Here is a 13214-nt window from a genome sequence, read left to right on the forward strand (position 1 = left end):
AAGGAGGTCGGGAATGATAGCCAAGCTCCCAAAGCACCGGAATTGTAAAGTATGCAACGATAGGTTTAAGCCAGCCGCGATATACGAGTGGTGGTGCTGCGAAAAGCATAAAGATGAGCACATAAAGCAGTTGGCGAAAAAAGCTCATGATGATGCGTTAAGAAAATCCGAACAGCGAAGGCGGGAGAAAGAGAAGAAGGAAAGAATAGCGTTAAAAGTCAGGAAAATTAACGCCAAGCCAAAAGCATATTGGATTAAGCAGGCACAGCAAGCCGTCAACGCCTTTGTAAGAGCACGAGATTCAAACCTACCCTGCGTATCATGTGGCACTACTTCAGCAGCACAGTGGGACGCTGGGCACTACAGAACAACCTCAGCAGCACCTCAATTCAGATTCGACCCCCGACAAATACACAAACAATGTTCAGTATGCAACCAGCACAAGAGCGGGAATATCGTTCCGTACCGCGTCGAGCTGATCAAGCGTATTGGAATTGAAACCGTTGAGGCTATCGAGAATAACCACGAACGCCGCAGCTATAGCGTTGAAGAGTTGAAAAGCATTCGTGATTACTACCGGTTGGAGTTGAAGCGGCTTAAAGAAACTCAGGAGGCAGCGTGAAGCATAAACCATTTACATATTTGGTAGAGCAAGAAGGCCGAATGGATTGGGCCCTTTTAAAAGAGGCTCTAAAGTACAACCCTGAAACTGGAAACTTTACCAGCGCACTACATTCTGGCGTGAAAGTAAGAGGGATGATTGCAGAGAATGGTTACCTGAAGGTTTCATTTAACAAACAGGTTTTCTTTGCTCACAGGTTGGCGTGGTTCTATGTACATGGGAAATGGCCAACAGCAGATATTGACCATATTAACGGCAATCCTTCAGATAATAGACTTTGCAATTTAAGAGAGGCCACTCGAGCAAGAAATACCCATAACCAAAGGTTAGGCAAGTCAAATACATCTGGTGCCCGCTGCGTAAGTTGGAGTAGGAATGCTAAGAGGTGGGTCATTCAAATAACAAGGTTCGGACATAGATTCAATCTTGGCACTCATGCTGATAAAGAAAAAGCAATTGAGATCGCTAATGAATTTCTCCGTAAAAGCGATGGGGAATTTTTCACTGATGTAACCAGTAGACACAACCTTCCTCAAGATAGGATCGCATTACTGGCTCTCATAAAGAAAAGCAGAGATGTCGATCCGGTAAAGACGCTTGAACCAACAAAAAGGATTTGGGCAAGTCACATGCTAAGTGGTTGGGGGAAATGGGCTTATAGCGGCTTGGAAGGTAAGACACAAATAAGCCCAATAGGTAGATTCATGGAGTCTGTGTCAGGTCGGGGGGCCATAACAGCAGATGGAATCGTTGCAATCATTGAAGGACTACATGATCGCGGTTATTCAGGTGGGGAGCTTATCAATAAATTAGCGCAAATCATTGCAAGTTTAAAACACACCTCAGCTCCAGAGATAAGCGATGAAGAGGGTATGTTCATGGATCGGGTAATCATGAAAACCCTTGGGGCCGGAACGCCGTTAATGCGAGTTGCTGTTGATTACTTTGTCTATGGGCATCGCATTGAGACTATATCGCAATATCTAATTCGAATAACAAGCGGGGCGTTAACACCACCTCAAGCAAGGGACAGGATTAGATGGTGCATTAGAATTATTGAGGCAAAGATATATAACTCAATTCATCGAGAGCTTGAAATGAATGAATCTAATCAAAAAGCCGCATGAATATAATTAATGCAAGGTATTGCATAAAAATTATAAACGTGTATATTTCAGTTAAGTTCGGACGTCAAAGGCGAAGAGCGATGAGTCAGGGGATAAGCGGCGGCTCCTGACTTATAGATACCGCCGAGTTGGTCACTTCGCCTCAGGGCTGGAACTCCAACTAAGCAAGCTGAGAGGTTTGCAATCAAGAAGGCTCAGTTAATCGCTGGGCCTTTTTGCTATATAATACTAAGTGGCTAGGGTAGCTCCCGAAAAGCGGCATCGTCACCGCCTGCCTCTTAATCAATGACGAGCAACTAGACGAGGTTGTATATGGGAAATCGCAGATACAGCGCAAGAATACTTAAGCAGAAAAAAAACGATGAAGTTATTTTTTCTGCGGTAAATAAACTGTTTAAAGATCTTCTTGTGCGCGAATCGGTGAAAAATTCTAGCGATAGTCAGAGTGATATTTTCACTAAATTAATAAAGTAATTACCCATCACAAAATTAAGGTCGCTAAGGCGGCCTTTTTGCTTTTCTGCATTCGCATGGGTACTGGGTTGGTTAATCCAATCGTTGTGAAACAGTATCCAGCCGAATGTGGTGAAGCGGTTAAATCCAACACTCGCCAAGGCGGGCATCACATCCAAACTTTTAAGGCTGCCAATTTGGTGGCCTTTTTGCATTTAGCTCACCGCCTACACCAATCAACCGCAAACACCCTCTAGCGAAAAGTGGAAACGGCGGGAGCTATTCCCTACACAACAGCAAATACACGCCCAGGCCAACTGGCAGGGGGAGACAAATGAGAATGGACAAATATTCAAGCGGCTCATCCTACTGGTTCGGCGGTATAACCACGATGCTCGGTGCAATGTCATTAAACGAGTGGGCGCTTCTTATTGGTATTGCCTGCACCATTGGAACGTTTGGAGTGAATTGGTACTACAAGCGAAAAGAATATCAACTACGGGAGCGGTCAAATGTTTCCAGCTCTCCGCAATAAGATAATTGGTGCGTCGGCCGGTACCGCGCTGGCGATCGCCGTAGTATTGCTTGGTGGTGATGATGGGTTAGAGGGCCGCAAGTATGTAGCTTACTACGATGTCGTCAATGTCCTCACTGTATGCGATGGCCACACTGGTAAAGACATCATCCCCAACAAAAAATATTCAGATGCTGAGTGCGACGCTTTATTGCAGAAAGACTTGGCCCCAGTACAGCGAACTGTCGATACCGCAGTAAAAGTTCCGCTGAGCAAATACCAGAAAGCTGCCCTGTACTCATTCACCTATAACGTTGGCCAGAGCGCATTTACTAAATCCACCCTGCTTAAAAAGCTCAACACTGGCGATATTAAAGGCGCTTGCGATGAGTTACGCCGTTGGACATACGCCGGTGGTAAGCCGTGGAAGGGATTACAGAACCGACGCGAGATAGAGAGGGAATTATGTTTAGCGGGTTAAAGAACATATTTACCTACTTGCCAGCGCTGCTACTCATCATGCTGGCCGGCTTGTCGATTCACTATTACAACCAAGCTGACGAATGGCACAACAAGGCAGATGCAGCAGCAAAAGAGCGTGACGAAGCCCGGTTTATTCTCAGCAACCAAGTCCGCATGGTTAACATCATCAACGATATTGCCAAGGCCAACGAGAATGACAAACAGAAAATTACTCAAGAGGGTGAGGCTCGCGTTGTTTACATTCGAGAGGCGATTAAAGGCGACGATTGTACTAATAATCTTGTTCCTGCTGCCGCTGCTGACCTCCTGCGGAAACACGCAAATCAAATACGTTCAGGTGCCACAGGTACCGATACCAGCAAGCTTACTTTCTGACTGCATGCCGCCAGAGATACCCGAGGTATTAACTTGGGGTAACAGCCTATTGCTGAATGACACCTTGCTAACGGTGATAGAGCAGTGCAACGCAGACAAGGCGAGCATTAGGCAAATCGAATCAACCCGACAAGGTGATAAATAGAATTGTTCAACCCCGAAAGGAGTGTGGTCCAAATCTTAATGGCTGTAATCACAGCAAGTGGTCAAGCAACGTAGAGATACATAGCGAAGACTGCGAACCAGAAATTGAAGCTCGACTTAGGTCGGGCTTTTTTATGCAGTAAATCCAGCGCCCGCAGCGCACAACCCAAGACCTGTTTGATGTAGAGCCTGAGAGGACCAGTTATAGCTGGCGAGCTTCTTGGGGCTAGTTCTCTATGCGGCAGGCTCTATTTCAAAAAGGTAATCGCCATGCAATTAGTCGAAATTAAGAAATTTGATTTGGTTACTAACTCCGCCGCTATTGCTGAGGGAGTTCAAAAAGACCATAAACCAGTTATTCAGCTCATCAGGAAATACAAAGCAGACTTGGAAGAATTCGGAAGGGTGGAATTTGAAATGCGACCCTTTCAAACTGATGGTGGTATGCAGAAGCAAGAAGTGGCACTTCTGAATGAGCAGCAAACCACTTTGCTGATAACGTACATGCGTAACAGCGATATCGTTCGTGCATTTAAAAAGCGACTGGTATCGGAATTCTTCAGGATGCGCGGTGCACTGGCTAGCAAGAAGTTAGATCGCAATACGTCACGACTCGAATACAAGCCAATGACTGACGCTATTAAGCATGAGCGCGAGGCTTTGGGTAAAACCATATCGCCCCACCATTTCAGTAATGAAGCCGATTTAATCAATCGAATCACTCTGGGTATGACATCAGCTAAGTTCCGAGTGCATAACGATATAGATAAGAAAGAGTCTATTCGTGACTACCTGACTCCTGAGCAAATCCACTGCATCACAGAACTACAACGTGCGAACACTGTGTTCATCAGCATGGGGTGGGAGTTCGATCACCGTAAAGAAGTGCTGAAAGGGATGTTTGAGCGAAACTACAAGGCTCCGCTCATTGAAGAGCAGCACCGGCTGGCGGCCTGATAACTTGATGATTTATGGGTTACGTAAAAGTTTTACGCGACCCCTAATCTATGGGTGCCATGACCTGCGCAAAATTGCGCTCACTGATTTTAAAGACAAATTAGAGAGCCACTTTCACAACGGCTCTCAATCATTACAGATACTGGTGATATAATGCTCAAGCCATAAGGCACAAAAATATTGGAGTGAGCATGAAAGACGGAATTTATAAGCTTATTTTTAATACGAACGTTAATCCGAATGGTCAGCTTGATGGGATTGTCACCGTTAGAGATGGGGCGATTAATGGCGGCGATTATGTGTGTTATTACAAGGGGTCGGTAGTTGGGGGTAAGGCGTCTGTTAAATCTGTCCCGCACAATAATCGTGATACCACGGCATTTAATGGGAAGTATCCATTAGACCTTGAGCTATCTATCGAAGACCATGGCAACCATTATCTATTCAAAGGTCACATTAAAGATGATCGATCCCAAACCATACATGGGCAGCTAAATTTCCTAAGTGATTTAGCTTAAGTGTCAAGTTAACCGCCTACGGGCGGTTTTTTATTGGATGCTATTTATAAAACTCTGCAAAAGGTGCTAACAAGTGCCTTTGACAGAATCTTATATAGATTTGCAATCATACTGGTCTCGCCATCACCGAGCGGGATACTTTACCAACCAGCGGAATATTCTGTTATGGCTAATTCAGACACACAAATGAAGCGGCCATATCCACCACTATCATTCGTCAATGAGTTCAGGGCACACATTGAATTAGTTCCCGCCACTGAAGTGCTTGAGTGGGTTAATAGTCAAATACTCAGTGACGATGGCGAACTACACAATCCTGACCACAGTCACTTAATCGACGCTGACATAAAAATCATGTGGGCGTCATCTGCATTTGAAAAGCAGGGTCGCACTGTTCTTGGTCAAGCCGAGCAAGTAGCAATGAGAGCCGGCGGCTGGCAAAAGGCCCGAATGGAACAGCAGATGTATGAATGGTTCGGTGATGTGCCGACATTCATCATTACTCTGGCTGCTGATTACTGCGCTCAATGCCCTGACCTTGATTTCTGTGCTCTGATAGAACATGAGCTATACCATATTTGCCACGCAAAGGACGAATTCGGCGCGCCCAAGTTTAATAAAGAAGGGCAGCCAGTATTGAAACTGCGCGGCCATGATGTCGAAGAGTTTGTTGGTGTGGTTCGTCGCTACGGCGCAAGCGTTGAAGTCCAAGAGATGATTGACGCAGCGAATAACAAACCCGAGGTCGGCAATCTCAACGTCGCAAGAGCGTGTGGGACGTGCCTGCTTAAATTAGCTTGATTAGTTACATTACGTTAGTCATGGAGGATACCAATGGCTGCATTAAAACCAGAGGTCAAAGCCTTCATCGTCCAGTCATTAGCCTGCTATGACACACCGTCGCAAGTAGTCGCCTTAGTGAAACAAGAATTCAGCCTCACGTTAACGCTTCAGCAGGTGTCGTCATACGACCCGACAAAGGCCATTGCGAAGAATCTCGGACAGAAATGGATAGACCTCTTCAACTCAACTCGTTCCCGCTTTCAAACTGAAATATCCGACATCCCAATCGCCAATCGCGCCTATCGACTTAGAGCGCTCGACCGCATGGCGACGAAGGCTGAGAGTATGAAGAACTTTGCGATGACTGCCCAACTAATGGAGCAGGCCGCAAAAGAGGTTGGTGATGCTTATAGCAACAAACACAAATTTGAGCACACAGGGAAAGATGGTGGCCCAATTGAGTCGGCAGCATTAACCAAGGATGAATACAAATTAGCTCGACGGGAGATGCTGGAGGATGACGACTGTTGAGCAAAGAAACTATGCGCGCAAAATAGAGTGTGAAGAAGATGGGCTGTATTTCTCCAGGTACTTCTTCAAGCAACGTACTGGCGGCAAGATGATTGTCGCACCACATCATCAAGTCATTAACGATACGTTAGAGCGAGTGGTGAGCGGCGAGATACAACGCCTGATTATCAACGTTCCTCCCGGATACACAAAAACAGAATTGGCGACGATCAACATGATCGCCCATGGCATTGCTTTAAATGCCCGCGCTCGCTTTATGCATTTATCTTACTCGCACAACCTTGCATTACTCAATTCCTCCACAGCGCGCGCTATCGTGAAATCGAAAGCGTATCAAGATATGTGGCCCATGGCGCTGCGTGATGACTCTGACAGCAAGGCTATGTGGTGGACGGAGCAGGGTGGTGGTGTATATGCCTCATCTGCCGCTGGGCAGGTTACCGGATTTCGTGCCGGGCATATGGAGGACGGTTTTCAGGGCGCATTGATTATTGATGATCCAGTCAAGCCAGACGATGCCTACTCAGAAACAGTGAGGGGGGGAGTTAACAACCGGTTCAACGAAACAATCAAATCTCGCCTGGCTGTTGAAACAACCCCGATGATTGTCATTATGCAGCGCATCCACTACCACGATCTGAGTGGTTACCTGCTGCGTGGTGGATCTGGCGAAATGTGGCACCACCTCAACCTCCCTGTAATCATCGACAATAGCCAGAGTTACAGCGAGCAATACCCGGATAACACTCACTCAATCCCAATTGAACACGGATTATCTGATGGTTGGCTATGGCCGTTTAAGCATAACGAATCACACCGAGTAGCATTGTTCTCCCATCGTCGTACCGCTGAAGCACAGTACATGCAACAGCCGCGCCGGTTTAATGCTGAGGGCGCTTTATGGACTGAGGGAATGATTGCTGCTGCCAGAGAATTAAACATTAGTGAAAATCTATCGAGAACAGTAATAGCAATTGACCCTCAAGCGACCAACAGTGAAGAGAGTGACGAAACTGGGATTATCGCCGCCAGCGCGTACGGATCGGAAGACAGGAAGCAATATTCAGCCGATGGCGACTATAGCGGGAAGTATTCTCCTAACGGTTGGGCCACTCGTTCAATGGATGCCTACAAACAGCATGATGCCGATGCTATCGTCATTGAAACTAACCAAGGCGGCGATATGGCGGAAGAAACGCTTCGCAACGCCGGTTTCAAAGATCGCATTATCCGAGTTCACGCCAGCAAGGGTAAGTTTGCCAGAGCAGAACCTATATCGGCTCTGTACGCTCAGGGTCGCGTAGCGCATCGCGGCAACCTCTATCAACTTGAAAATCAGATGATGGAATATGTTCCAACCACTTCAAAGAAATCGCCAGATAGGCTTGATGCGATGGTGTGGGCGATGACAGAACTTAGTGGATATCAGCCAGTAGGGATGATGCTTCCTAGTCGATTGCGTTAGGAAGCTATTTTAATGCGAGGTAATGATGCAAGTCGATTTCCTTCCAACTTTTGCGCTTGGATTTGCACTCGGACAGAACCCGCCGTCGCCAAAATCTTTTATGAAACCGGCCGCAACTCCGGAACCACCACCGAAAAAACCTTAACGGATACAGCATGACAGATAAATTACAGCTTGCTGTTAACCATGCATTGCAGATTAACAGCGCAATAAGTGAGTCAGCTATAGCTCGTGCTCGCATGGGCCTGCTCGATGTCGGCATGGGGCTTGACGCTAAGCGTGCTAACGCATGGTGTGAGTATGGATTCAAGCAAGAGCTAACTTTTTACGATCTCTACAGGCTCTATCGTCGCGGTGGTATTGCTCACGGAGCGGTAAACAAACTCGTTGGTACGTGCTGGCTTAGTAATCCAGAGATTATCGAAGGTGAAGAAAAGGATGAATCAGGTGCGGTCACTGCGTGGGAAAAAAGCTTAAAAGCCGTATTCACTAATCGCTTATGGCAACAATTCGCTGATGCCGACATGCGGCGATTGGTTGGCCGATATTCCGGGATATTGCTTCATGTTCGTGATGAAGCTAATTGGAATACACCCGTAGTTAAGGGGAGAGGCCTAGAGAAGATCACGCCAGCATGGGCAGGAACATTGGAACCGGTTGAATGGGACACGGATTTGAATTCCACAACATACGGCAATCCGAAGATGTGGCAATACAAAGAAACACTCCCAAGTGGGGCGAGTCGGCGTGTAAAAATTCACCCTGACCGAGTTTTCATCCTCGGCGACTACAGTAGTGATGCTATCGGATTCCTTGAGCCTGCATATAACGCCTTTGTTAGCCTAGAAAAGGTTGAGGGTGGGTCTGGTGAGTCATTCCTCAAAAACGCCGCCAGACAGCTTAATCTTAACTTTGAAAAGGAAATAAACTTTATCAATCTCGCCTCCCTTTATGGCGTTAGTGTTGATGAGCTTCAGGATAAGTTCAACGAAGCAGCTACTGAGATCAACCGGGGGAATGATGTTCTTTTGACAACTCAGGGCGCGAGTGTGACGCCACTTGTCACAGCGGTGGCAGACCCTGAGCCAACTTATAACGTTAACCTGCAAACTGTTTCATCTGCTGTTGATATCCCTGCGCGAATCTTGGCTATGTCTCAAACCGGTGAGCGGGCGAGTACAGAAGATAATCGCTACTTCAACACGCGATGCCAGTCCCGCCGCAATCGCGCTCTTTCATTTGATATTGAGGATTTCTGCAACAAGCTAATCTACCTCGGCATTATTGATTCGGTATCAATGAAAACGGTTATCTGGGATGAGCTGAACGAGCAAACAGCATCCGAGAAGTTGGATAGTGCTGTGAAGATGTCACAAATCAATAACTCATCGATGGCAACTGGCGAGGCAGTATTTAGTGGTGAAGAGATTCGCGTTGCGGCAGGTTATGAACCGGATGGTGTAGAGCCATTAGGAGAGACGAGCGATGGCGATGAAACCAAAGCCAGCGATAATCCCGAAGAACAAGAGTGATCCGACAGGACTTAATACGTTAGAACGAAAGGCGATGGCAGATTTCGCCAGGCGCTTAAGGAAGGTTCAAAAAGCCTACATCGACGCATTAGACAGATTCCCAGCCGCACCAGTAGTTAACCGCAGATACGAATACCAACTTGACACGCTACTACTCAACATCATCTTGAATGATGCGAGTGTGCTCGTCGATGCCGTTCTCTTAGAGGGTGGGCAAAGCTATCTGTGGTTTTCTGAGGATTATGTCGAGCCTGCTGCGATACGCGGCACCAACCAGGCATACGTTAATCTTAGCCAGCAATCAGCCACCTATGCTGCAAGTCGTGAATCTCTGCAAGCCATCCTCTTGAGTACCCCGTATCAGCGCCGCATGGCCCTTACTTATGCGCGAGTATTTGAAGAGATGAAGGGGTTCACCGCTAAGACTAAGCAGCAAATGGCTAGAGTGCTCACCGATGGAATAGGTAGAGGACTCAACCCGAAAGAAGTAGCACGTAATCTGCGTGACCAAATCGGGGTTGAAACGCGACGAGCTAATCGTATAGCGCAGACCGAAATACCCGGTGCATTAAGGCGGGCGAGATGGGAAGAAGCGGAAGATGCGCAAAGTATCGGACTCAAAACGATGCTCGTTCATATATCTGCATTATTGCCTACCACGCGCAGGACACATGCGGCTCGACACTCACATCTGTACACCATCGAAGAGGTACGTGACTGGTATGCGGTTAATGGCAACTCAATCAACTGTCATTGCAGCCAAGTTGAAACGCTGGTTGACGATCGAGGAAAGCCGTTAGCCCCTTCAATTATTGAAAAGCTTAAAGAGGAACGCAAACAAATGGCTGAACGAGGCTATCCGTGGGCTGAGGAATAAATCATGTCAATTCAGGTAAACATCACCACAAGGGTGAATAACAAATCAATTCGGCGTGAGACATACAACGGCAAAGAGCACTGGGTTTTGCCTAGCTACACGCTTCCGGCCAATGTGGTCATGAATGGCGGGCTGTACACATCAGAACAGATTGATGCTCATTATTCTGGACTTGAGGGGACATTAGCACCACTCGGCCATCCAGAGGTTAATGGTGCTTTCGTCTCAGCATTCAGCGCTGAGGGTATTAATCAGGGCCATATTGGCGCATGGAACCGCAACGTTAAGAAATCAGGCAACCGCATCTATGTAGAGAAATGGGTGGATGTTGAGGTTGCCAAGCGATCTGATGGTGGACGAGAACTTCTGGCTCGGGTGGAAGCTATCGAACGAGGCGAAGATGTTCCGCCAATTCACAGTAGTGTCGCTGCTTTCCTTAATGAAATTGAGCCGAGTGAACAGCAGCGTGCGCTGGGGGCTAACTGGGTGGCGGATATTGTTCGCATGGATCATGACGCCATCCTACTGCATGAAGTCGGAGCCGCGACGCCGGAGCAAGGTGTTGGCTTAATGGTTAACGCTGATCTAGCAACACCATTACAAGTTAATTCTGGCGCACTGATTGGTGAATCATTTCGTGAGCGTGAACGCCGGTTAGAGAAAGCTGCAAAAGACCGATTCGCGCCTGGTGATAACGATTATGCATGGATTGCCGACTTCACGGATTCTCAGGCAGTCATCATCAAGAACGGCGGTGATGCGCAAGTCTACGGCTACAAATCTGAAGGTGGGAAAATTACCTTTTCCGACACAGGAACAGTGGTAACCCGCCAAGAGTCATGGGTTTCCATCATCGCAAACAAAGTTAAATCCCTTTTTACTCCGCAGGATTCACCTGCAACCAATAGCAATAATACGGAGGGCGACATGCCTTTAACCAAAGAAGAAATGGAACAAATCGGCAGCATGATTGGTGAGGCTGTGGCTACCAATACAGAAAAGGCATTGAAGCCACTTTCTGACAAGGTTGATGCGCTACAAGCTAACCATAAAACGCTATCAGACACGCTGACCGCTAACTCACGCGCCGAAGAAGTAACAAAGCGCGCAGAAGTAGCGAAGGTTCACGGTGAAATCGTGGCTAATGCTCTATCGGGCGAGGCTCTGGATGCAATGTTTAAGTCGTTAGGCAAAGCCGCGCCGCTTGGTACTAATTCAGCGCAAATTCAGACAGAAACTGGCGCACCTGACCCAGCAACCCATTTCGGAGGTGCTAAATAATGGCTCGTTATCGTCGCGTTAATATTGACGGTGATTCCCTGTTCAAAACGGAAACCCGTAAAACCGCTGCTGCACTTTATCCAGGCACTTTTATTGTGATCAACGGTAGCAAGCTGTTTGCACAGGCAACAACTCCAGTTGGCCGTATGTACGTGCTGGACAATGCATACCATGAAGGCTTGGGTATCACTGACCAGATCCCTTCAGGACACTCTGCCATTGGCAACTACTTGGAGGAAGGTCGTGAGTTTGCTGTGCGTGTAGCTGCTGGAACTTATGTCAAAGATCAACCGATCACCGTTGTTGCAGGCTTGGCCGCCGCTGTTCCTGCCACCGCAGGCACTTACAAGGTTATTGGCTATTGCCAAGATGCTGTAGTGACTACCGCAGTTGACTTTATTCGCATCCGCGTTCGCGCTGACAGCGTTACTGTTTCTTAAGGAGAATCAGATGTTTTTTGATGCAAATACGCTGGCTACGAATAGCCGCCTGCGCGGTCACTGGAATGAGTTGTGGGCAAACCGCAACATGTTCGATGCGCAACACCGTGGCATGATTGCCGCCAACCAAAACATGATGACGCCTGAAATGCTAACGGCAAACACCTTGCTTGGCGATGGGTTGGGCCGTGACTTTTGGGCTGAGATCGATCGCCAAATTATTCAGTTGCGTGACCAAGAAACGGGTATGGAAATCGTCACTGACCTGATGGGTATCCAGACCGTTCTGCCTATCGGCAAAACCGCGAAGCTGTACAACATGGTTGGTGATATTGCTGATGATGTGTCTATCAGCCTAGATGGGCAGCCGCCATATTCATTCGACCACACCGAGTATTCCAGTGATGGTGATCCGGTGCCGGTGTTTGCCGCTGGTTATGGTGTCAACTGGCGTCTAGCGGCTGGTCTTAACACCGTTGGTGTAGATCTGGTTCTTGACTCTCAAGCCGCTAAATTGCGCAAGTTTAATAAGCGAATCGTTTCCTACGTTCTGGACGGCGATAGCACTATTCAGGTGCAGAACTATCCGGCGCAGGGTATGCGTAATCACCGCAACACGATTAAGTTGAATCTTGGTTCGGGATCTGGTGGCGCAAACATCAATCTCACCACCGCCACTCAAACTGAACTCGCTACGTTCTTCACGTCAGGCGCATTCGGACAATCGGCACGTGACAACTTCGTGGAAGCATACGATGTCCTGTGGGTTTCCCCTCAGATTTGGGCCAACTTGATGAAGCCAGCAACTGTGACTATCGGCGGTGATACTCTGCTGTCAGGCGGTACGGTTCTGAATGTTATCACTGGCTTTATTCCTGCTCGCGCAATCCGTCAGACTTTCGCATTGACTGACAATGAGTTCATCGCCTATCAGCGCCGTCAGGACGTGATCACTCCACTGGTTGGCATGGCAACTGGTGTCGTTCCTCTGCCACGTCCTATGCCTCAGTCAAACTGGAATTTCCAGATTATGGCGGCTATGGGTTTACAGATTAAGCGAGATGGCGGCGGTAAATCTGGCGTGCTGTACGGCGCTAATCTGGCGTAAGGAG

At 47.7% G+C, this 13214-nt stretch carries 17 protein-coding genes; 16 read left to right on the forward strand and 1 reads right to left on the reverse strand.

The window, feature by feature from the left end; all coding sequences use genetic code 11:
* Positions 1 to 13: 13 nt before the first annotated feature.
* Both DA391_RS09130 and DA391_RS09135 read left to right on the forward strand, forming a co-directional pair.
* Entirely contained in the window at positions 14 to 622 is a 609-nt protein-coding gene (locus DA391_RS09130; RefSeq protein WP_108087581.1) for a recombination protein NinG, read from the forward strand.
* Positions 619 to 1749 carry an HNH endonuclease signature motif containing protein gene (locus tag DA391_RS09135; RefSeq protein WP_108087582.1) on the forward strand — a complete coding sequence of 377 codons (1131 nt, stop codon included), beginning with the start codon at positions 619 to 621 and terminating at the stop codon, positions 1747 to 1749. The genes DA391_RS09130 and DA391_RS09135 overlap by 4 nt, the downstream gene beginning before the upstream one ends.
* A 440-nt stretch (positions 1750 to 2189) precedes the next feature.
* On the opposite strand, the gene DA391_RS09140 is transcribed toward DA391_RS09135, so the two are convergent.
* Positions 2190 to 2417 (reverse strand): hypothetical protein, encoded by a 228-nt coding sequence (locus tag DA391_RS09140; protein WP_108087583.1) that lies wholly within the window; start codon positions 2415 to 2417, stop codon positions 2190 to 2192.
* Between the two features lie 119 nt (positions 2418 to 2536).
* Here DA391_RS09140 and DA391_RS09145 point away from each other — a divergent pair, with 119 nt between their 5' ends.
* From DA391_RS09145 to DA391_RS09205, 14 genes are all read left to right on the forward strand, one after another.
* Complete coding sequence (locus DA391_RS09145; protein ID WP_042661434.1) at positions 2537 to 2737, forward strand: phage holin family protein; 201 nt, start codon at positions 2537 to 2539, stop codon at positions 2735 to 2737.
* Entirely contained in the window at positions 2715 to 3197 is a 483-nt protein-coding gene (locus tag DA391_RS09150; RefSeq protein WP_108087584.1) for a lysozyme, read from the forward strand. Before DA391_RS09145 ends, DA391_RS09150 begins: the two co-directional genes overlap by 23 nt.
* Positions 3182 to 3574, forward strand: coding sequence for an exotoxin (locus DA391_RS24190; RefSeq protein ID WP_159074566.1), 393 nt, complete (start codon positions 3182 to 3184; stop codon positions 3572 to 3574). The genes DA391_RS09150 and DA391_RS24190 overlap by 16 nt, the downstream gene beginning before the upstream one ends.
* Positions 3537 to 3719, forward strand: coding sequence for an Rz1-like lysis system protein LysC (lysC, locus tag DA391_RS24700; RefSeq protein WP_430980862.1), 183 nt, complete (start codon positions 3537 to 3539; stop codon positions 3717 to 3719). Before DA391_RS24190 ends, lysC begins: the two co-directional genes overlap by 38 nt.
* Before the next feature lie 269 nt (positions 3720 to 3988).
* Positions 3989 to 4675, forward strand: a complete 687-nt coding sequence (locus tag DA391_RS09160; RefSeq protein WP_108087586.1) for a Rha family transcriptional regulator — start codon at positions 3989 to 3991, stop codon at positions 4673 to 4675.
* 191 nt (positions 4676 to 4866) lie between these two features.
* Positions 4867 to 5193 (forward strand): hypothetical protein, encoded by a 327-nt coding sequence (locus tag DA391_RS09165; RefSeq protein WP_108087587.1) that lies wholly within the window; start codon positions 4867 to 4869, stop codon positions 5191 to 5193.
* A 165-nt stretch (positions 5194 to 5358) separates the two neighbouring features.
* Entirely contained in the window at positions 5359 to 5994 is a 636-nt protein-coding gene (locus DA391_RS09170; protein ID WP_108087588.1) for a putative metallopeptidase, read from the forward strand.
* Positions 5995 to 6027: 33 nt separating this feature from the next.
* Positions 6028 to 6507, forward strand: a complete 480-nt coding sequence (locus DA391_RS09175; protein WP_057649664.1) for a DUF2280 domain-containing protein — start codon at positions 6028 to 6030, stop codon at positions 6505 to 6507.
* Positions 6494 to 7972 (forward strand): DNA-packaging protein, encoded by a 1479-nt coding sequence (locus DA391_RS09180; protein ID WP_108087589.1) that lies wholly within the window; start codon positions 6494 to 6496, stop codon positions 7970 to 7972. Before DA391_RS09175 ends, DA391_RS09180 begins: the two co-directional genes overlap by 14 nt.
* A gap of 155 nt (positions 7973 to 8127) precedes the next feature.
* Positions 8128 to 9504 (forward strand): anti-CBASS protein Acb1 family protein, encoded by a 1377-nt coding sequence (locus DA391_RS09185; protein WP_108087590.1) that lies wholly within the window; start codon positions 8128 to 8130, stop codon positions 9502 to 9504.
* On the forward strand, positions 9458 to 10381 hold the full coding sequence (locus DA391_RS09190) for a phage minor head protein (protein ID WP_108087591.1): 924 nt from the start codon (positions 9458 to 9460) through the stop codon (positions 10379 to 10381). The genes DA391_RS09185 and DA391_RS09190 overlap by 47 nt, the downstream gene beginning before the upstream one ends.
* A 3-nt stretch (positions 10382 to 10384) precedes the next feature.
* Positions 10385 to 11662, forward strand: a complete 1278-nt coding sequence (locus DA391_RS09195) for a hypothetical protein (RefSeq protein WP_108087592.1) — start codon at positions 10385 to 10387, stop codon at positions 11660 to 11662.
* Positions 11662 to 12102: a hypothetical protein gene (locus tag DA391_RS09200; protein WP_050879006.1), complete on the forward strand. Its 441-nt coding sequence runs from the start codon at positions 11662 to 11664 to the stop codon at positions 12100 to 12102. The genes DA391_RS09195 and DA391_RS09200 overlap by 1 nt, the downstream gene beginning before the upstream one ends.
* A gap of 10 nt (positions 12103 to 12112) precedes the next feature.
* Positions 12113 to 13210: a major capsid protein gene (locus tag DA391_RS09205; RefSeq protein WP_108087593.1), complete on the forward strand. Its 1098-nt coding sequence runs from the start codon at positions 12113 to 12115 to the stop codon at positions 13208 to 13210.
* Positions 13211 to 13214: the final 4 nt, after the last annotated feature.

This window comes from Yersinia massiliensis, from assembly GCF_003048255.1.
In the GTDB taxonomy this organism is placed as follows: domain Bacteria; phylum Pseudomonadota; class Gammaproteobacteria; order Enterobacterales; family Enterobacteriaceae; genus Yersinia; species Yersinia massiliensis_A.

What these genes read in the sequence shown, in the direction of transcription:
- DA391_RS09200 (WP_050879006.1), top strand. Translation starts at nt 11,662, where the DNA reads ATGGCTCGTTATCGTCGCGTTAATATTGACGGTGATTCCCTGTTCAAA.
- DA391_RS09150 (WP_108087584.1), top strand. Translation starts at nt 2,715, where the DNA reads ATGTTTCCAGCTCTCCGCAATAAGATAATTGGTGCGTCGGCCGGTACC.
- DA391_RS09185 (WP_108087590.1), top strand. Translation starts at nt 8,128, where the DNA reads ATGACAGATAAATTACAGCTTGCTGTTAACCATGCATTGCAGATTAAC.
- DA391_RS09180 (WP_108087589.1), top strand. Translation starts at nt 6,494, where the DNA reads ATGACGACTGTTGAGCAAAGAAACTATGCGCGCAAAATAGAGTGTGAA.
- DA391_RS09140 (WP_108087583.1), bottom strand. Translation starts at nt 2,417, where the DNA reads ATGCAAAAAGGCCACCAAATTGGCAGCCTTAAAAGTTTGGATGTGATG.
- DA391_RS24190 (WP_159074566.1), top strand. Translation starts at nt 3,182, where the DNA reads ATGTTTAGCGGGTTAAAGAACATATTTACCTACTTGCCAGCGCTGCTA.
- DA391_RS09165 (WP_108087587.1), top strand. Translation starts at nt 4,867, where the DNA reads ATGAAAGACGGAATTTATAAGCTTATTTTTAATACGAACGTTAATCCG.
- DA391_RS09145 (WP_042661434.1), top strand. Translation starts at nt 2,537, where the DNA reads ATGAGAATGGACAAATATTCAAGCGGCTCATCCTACTGGTTCGGCGGT.
- DA391_RS09175 (WP_057649664.1), top strand. Translation starts at nt 6,028, where the DNA reads ATGGCTGCATTAAAACCAGAGGTCAAAGCCTTCATCGTCCAGTCATTA.
- DA391_RS09160 (WP_108087586.1), top strand. Translation starts at nt 3,989, where the DNA reads ATGCAATTAGTCGAAATTAAGAAATTTGATTTGGTTACTAACTCCGCC.
- DA391_RS09190 (WP_108087591.1), top strand. Translation starts at nt 9,458, where the DNA reads ATGGCGATGAAACCAAAGCCAGCGATAATCCCGAAGAACAAGAGTGAT.
- DA391_RS09205 (WP_108087593.1), top strand. Translation starts at nt 12,113, where the DNA reads ATGTTTTTTGATGCAAATACGCTGGCTACGAATAGCCGCCTGCGCGGT.
- DA391_RS09130 (WP_108087581.1), top strand. Translation starts at nt 14, where the DNA reads ATGATAGCCAAGCTCCCAAAGCACCGGAATTGTAAAGTATGCAACGAT.
- DA391_RS09170 (WP_108087588.1), top strand. Translation starts at nt 5,359, where the DNA reads ATGGCTAATTCAGACACACAAATGAAGCGGCCATATCCACCACTATCA.
- DA391_RS09195 (WP_108087592.1), top strand. Translation starts at nt 10,385, where the DNA reads ATGTCAATTCAGGTAAACATCACCACAAGGGTGAATAACAAATCAATT.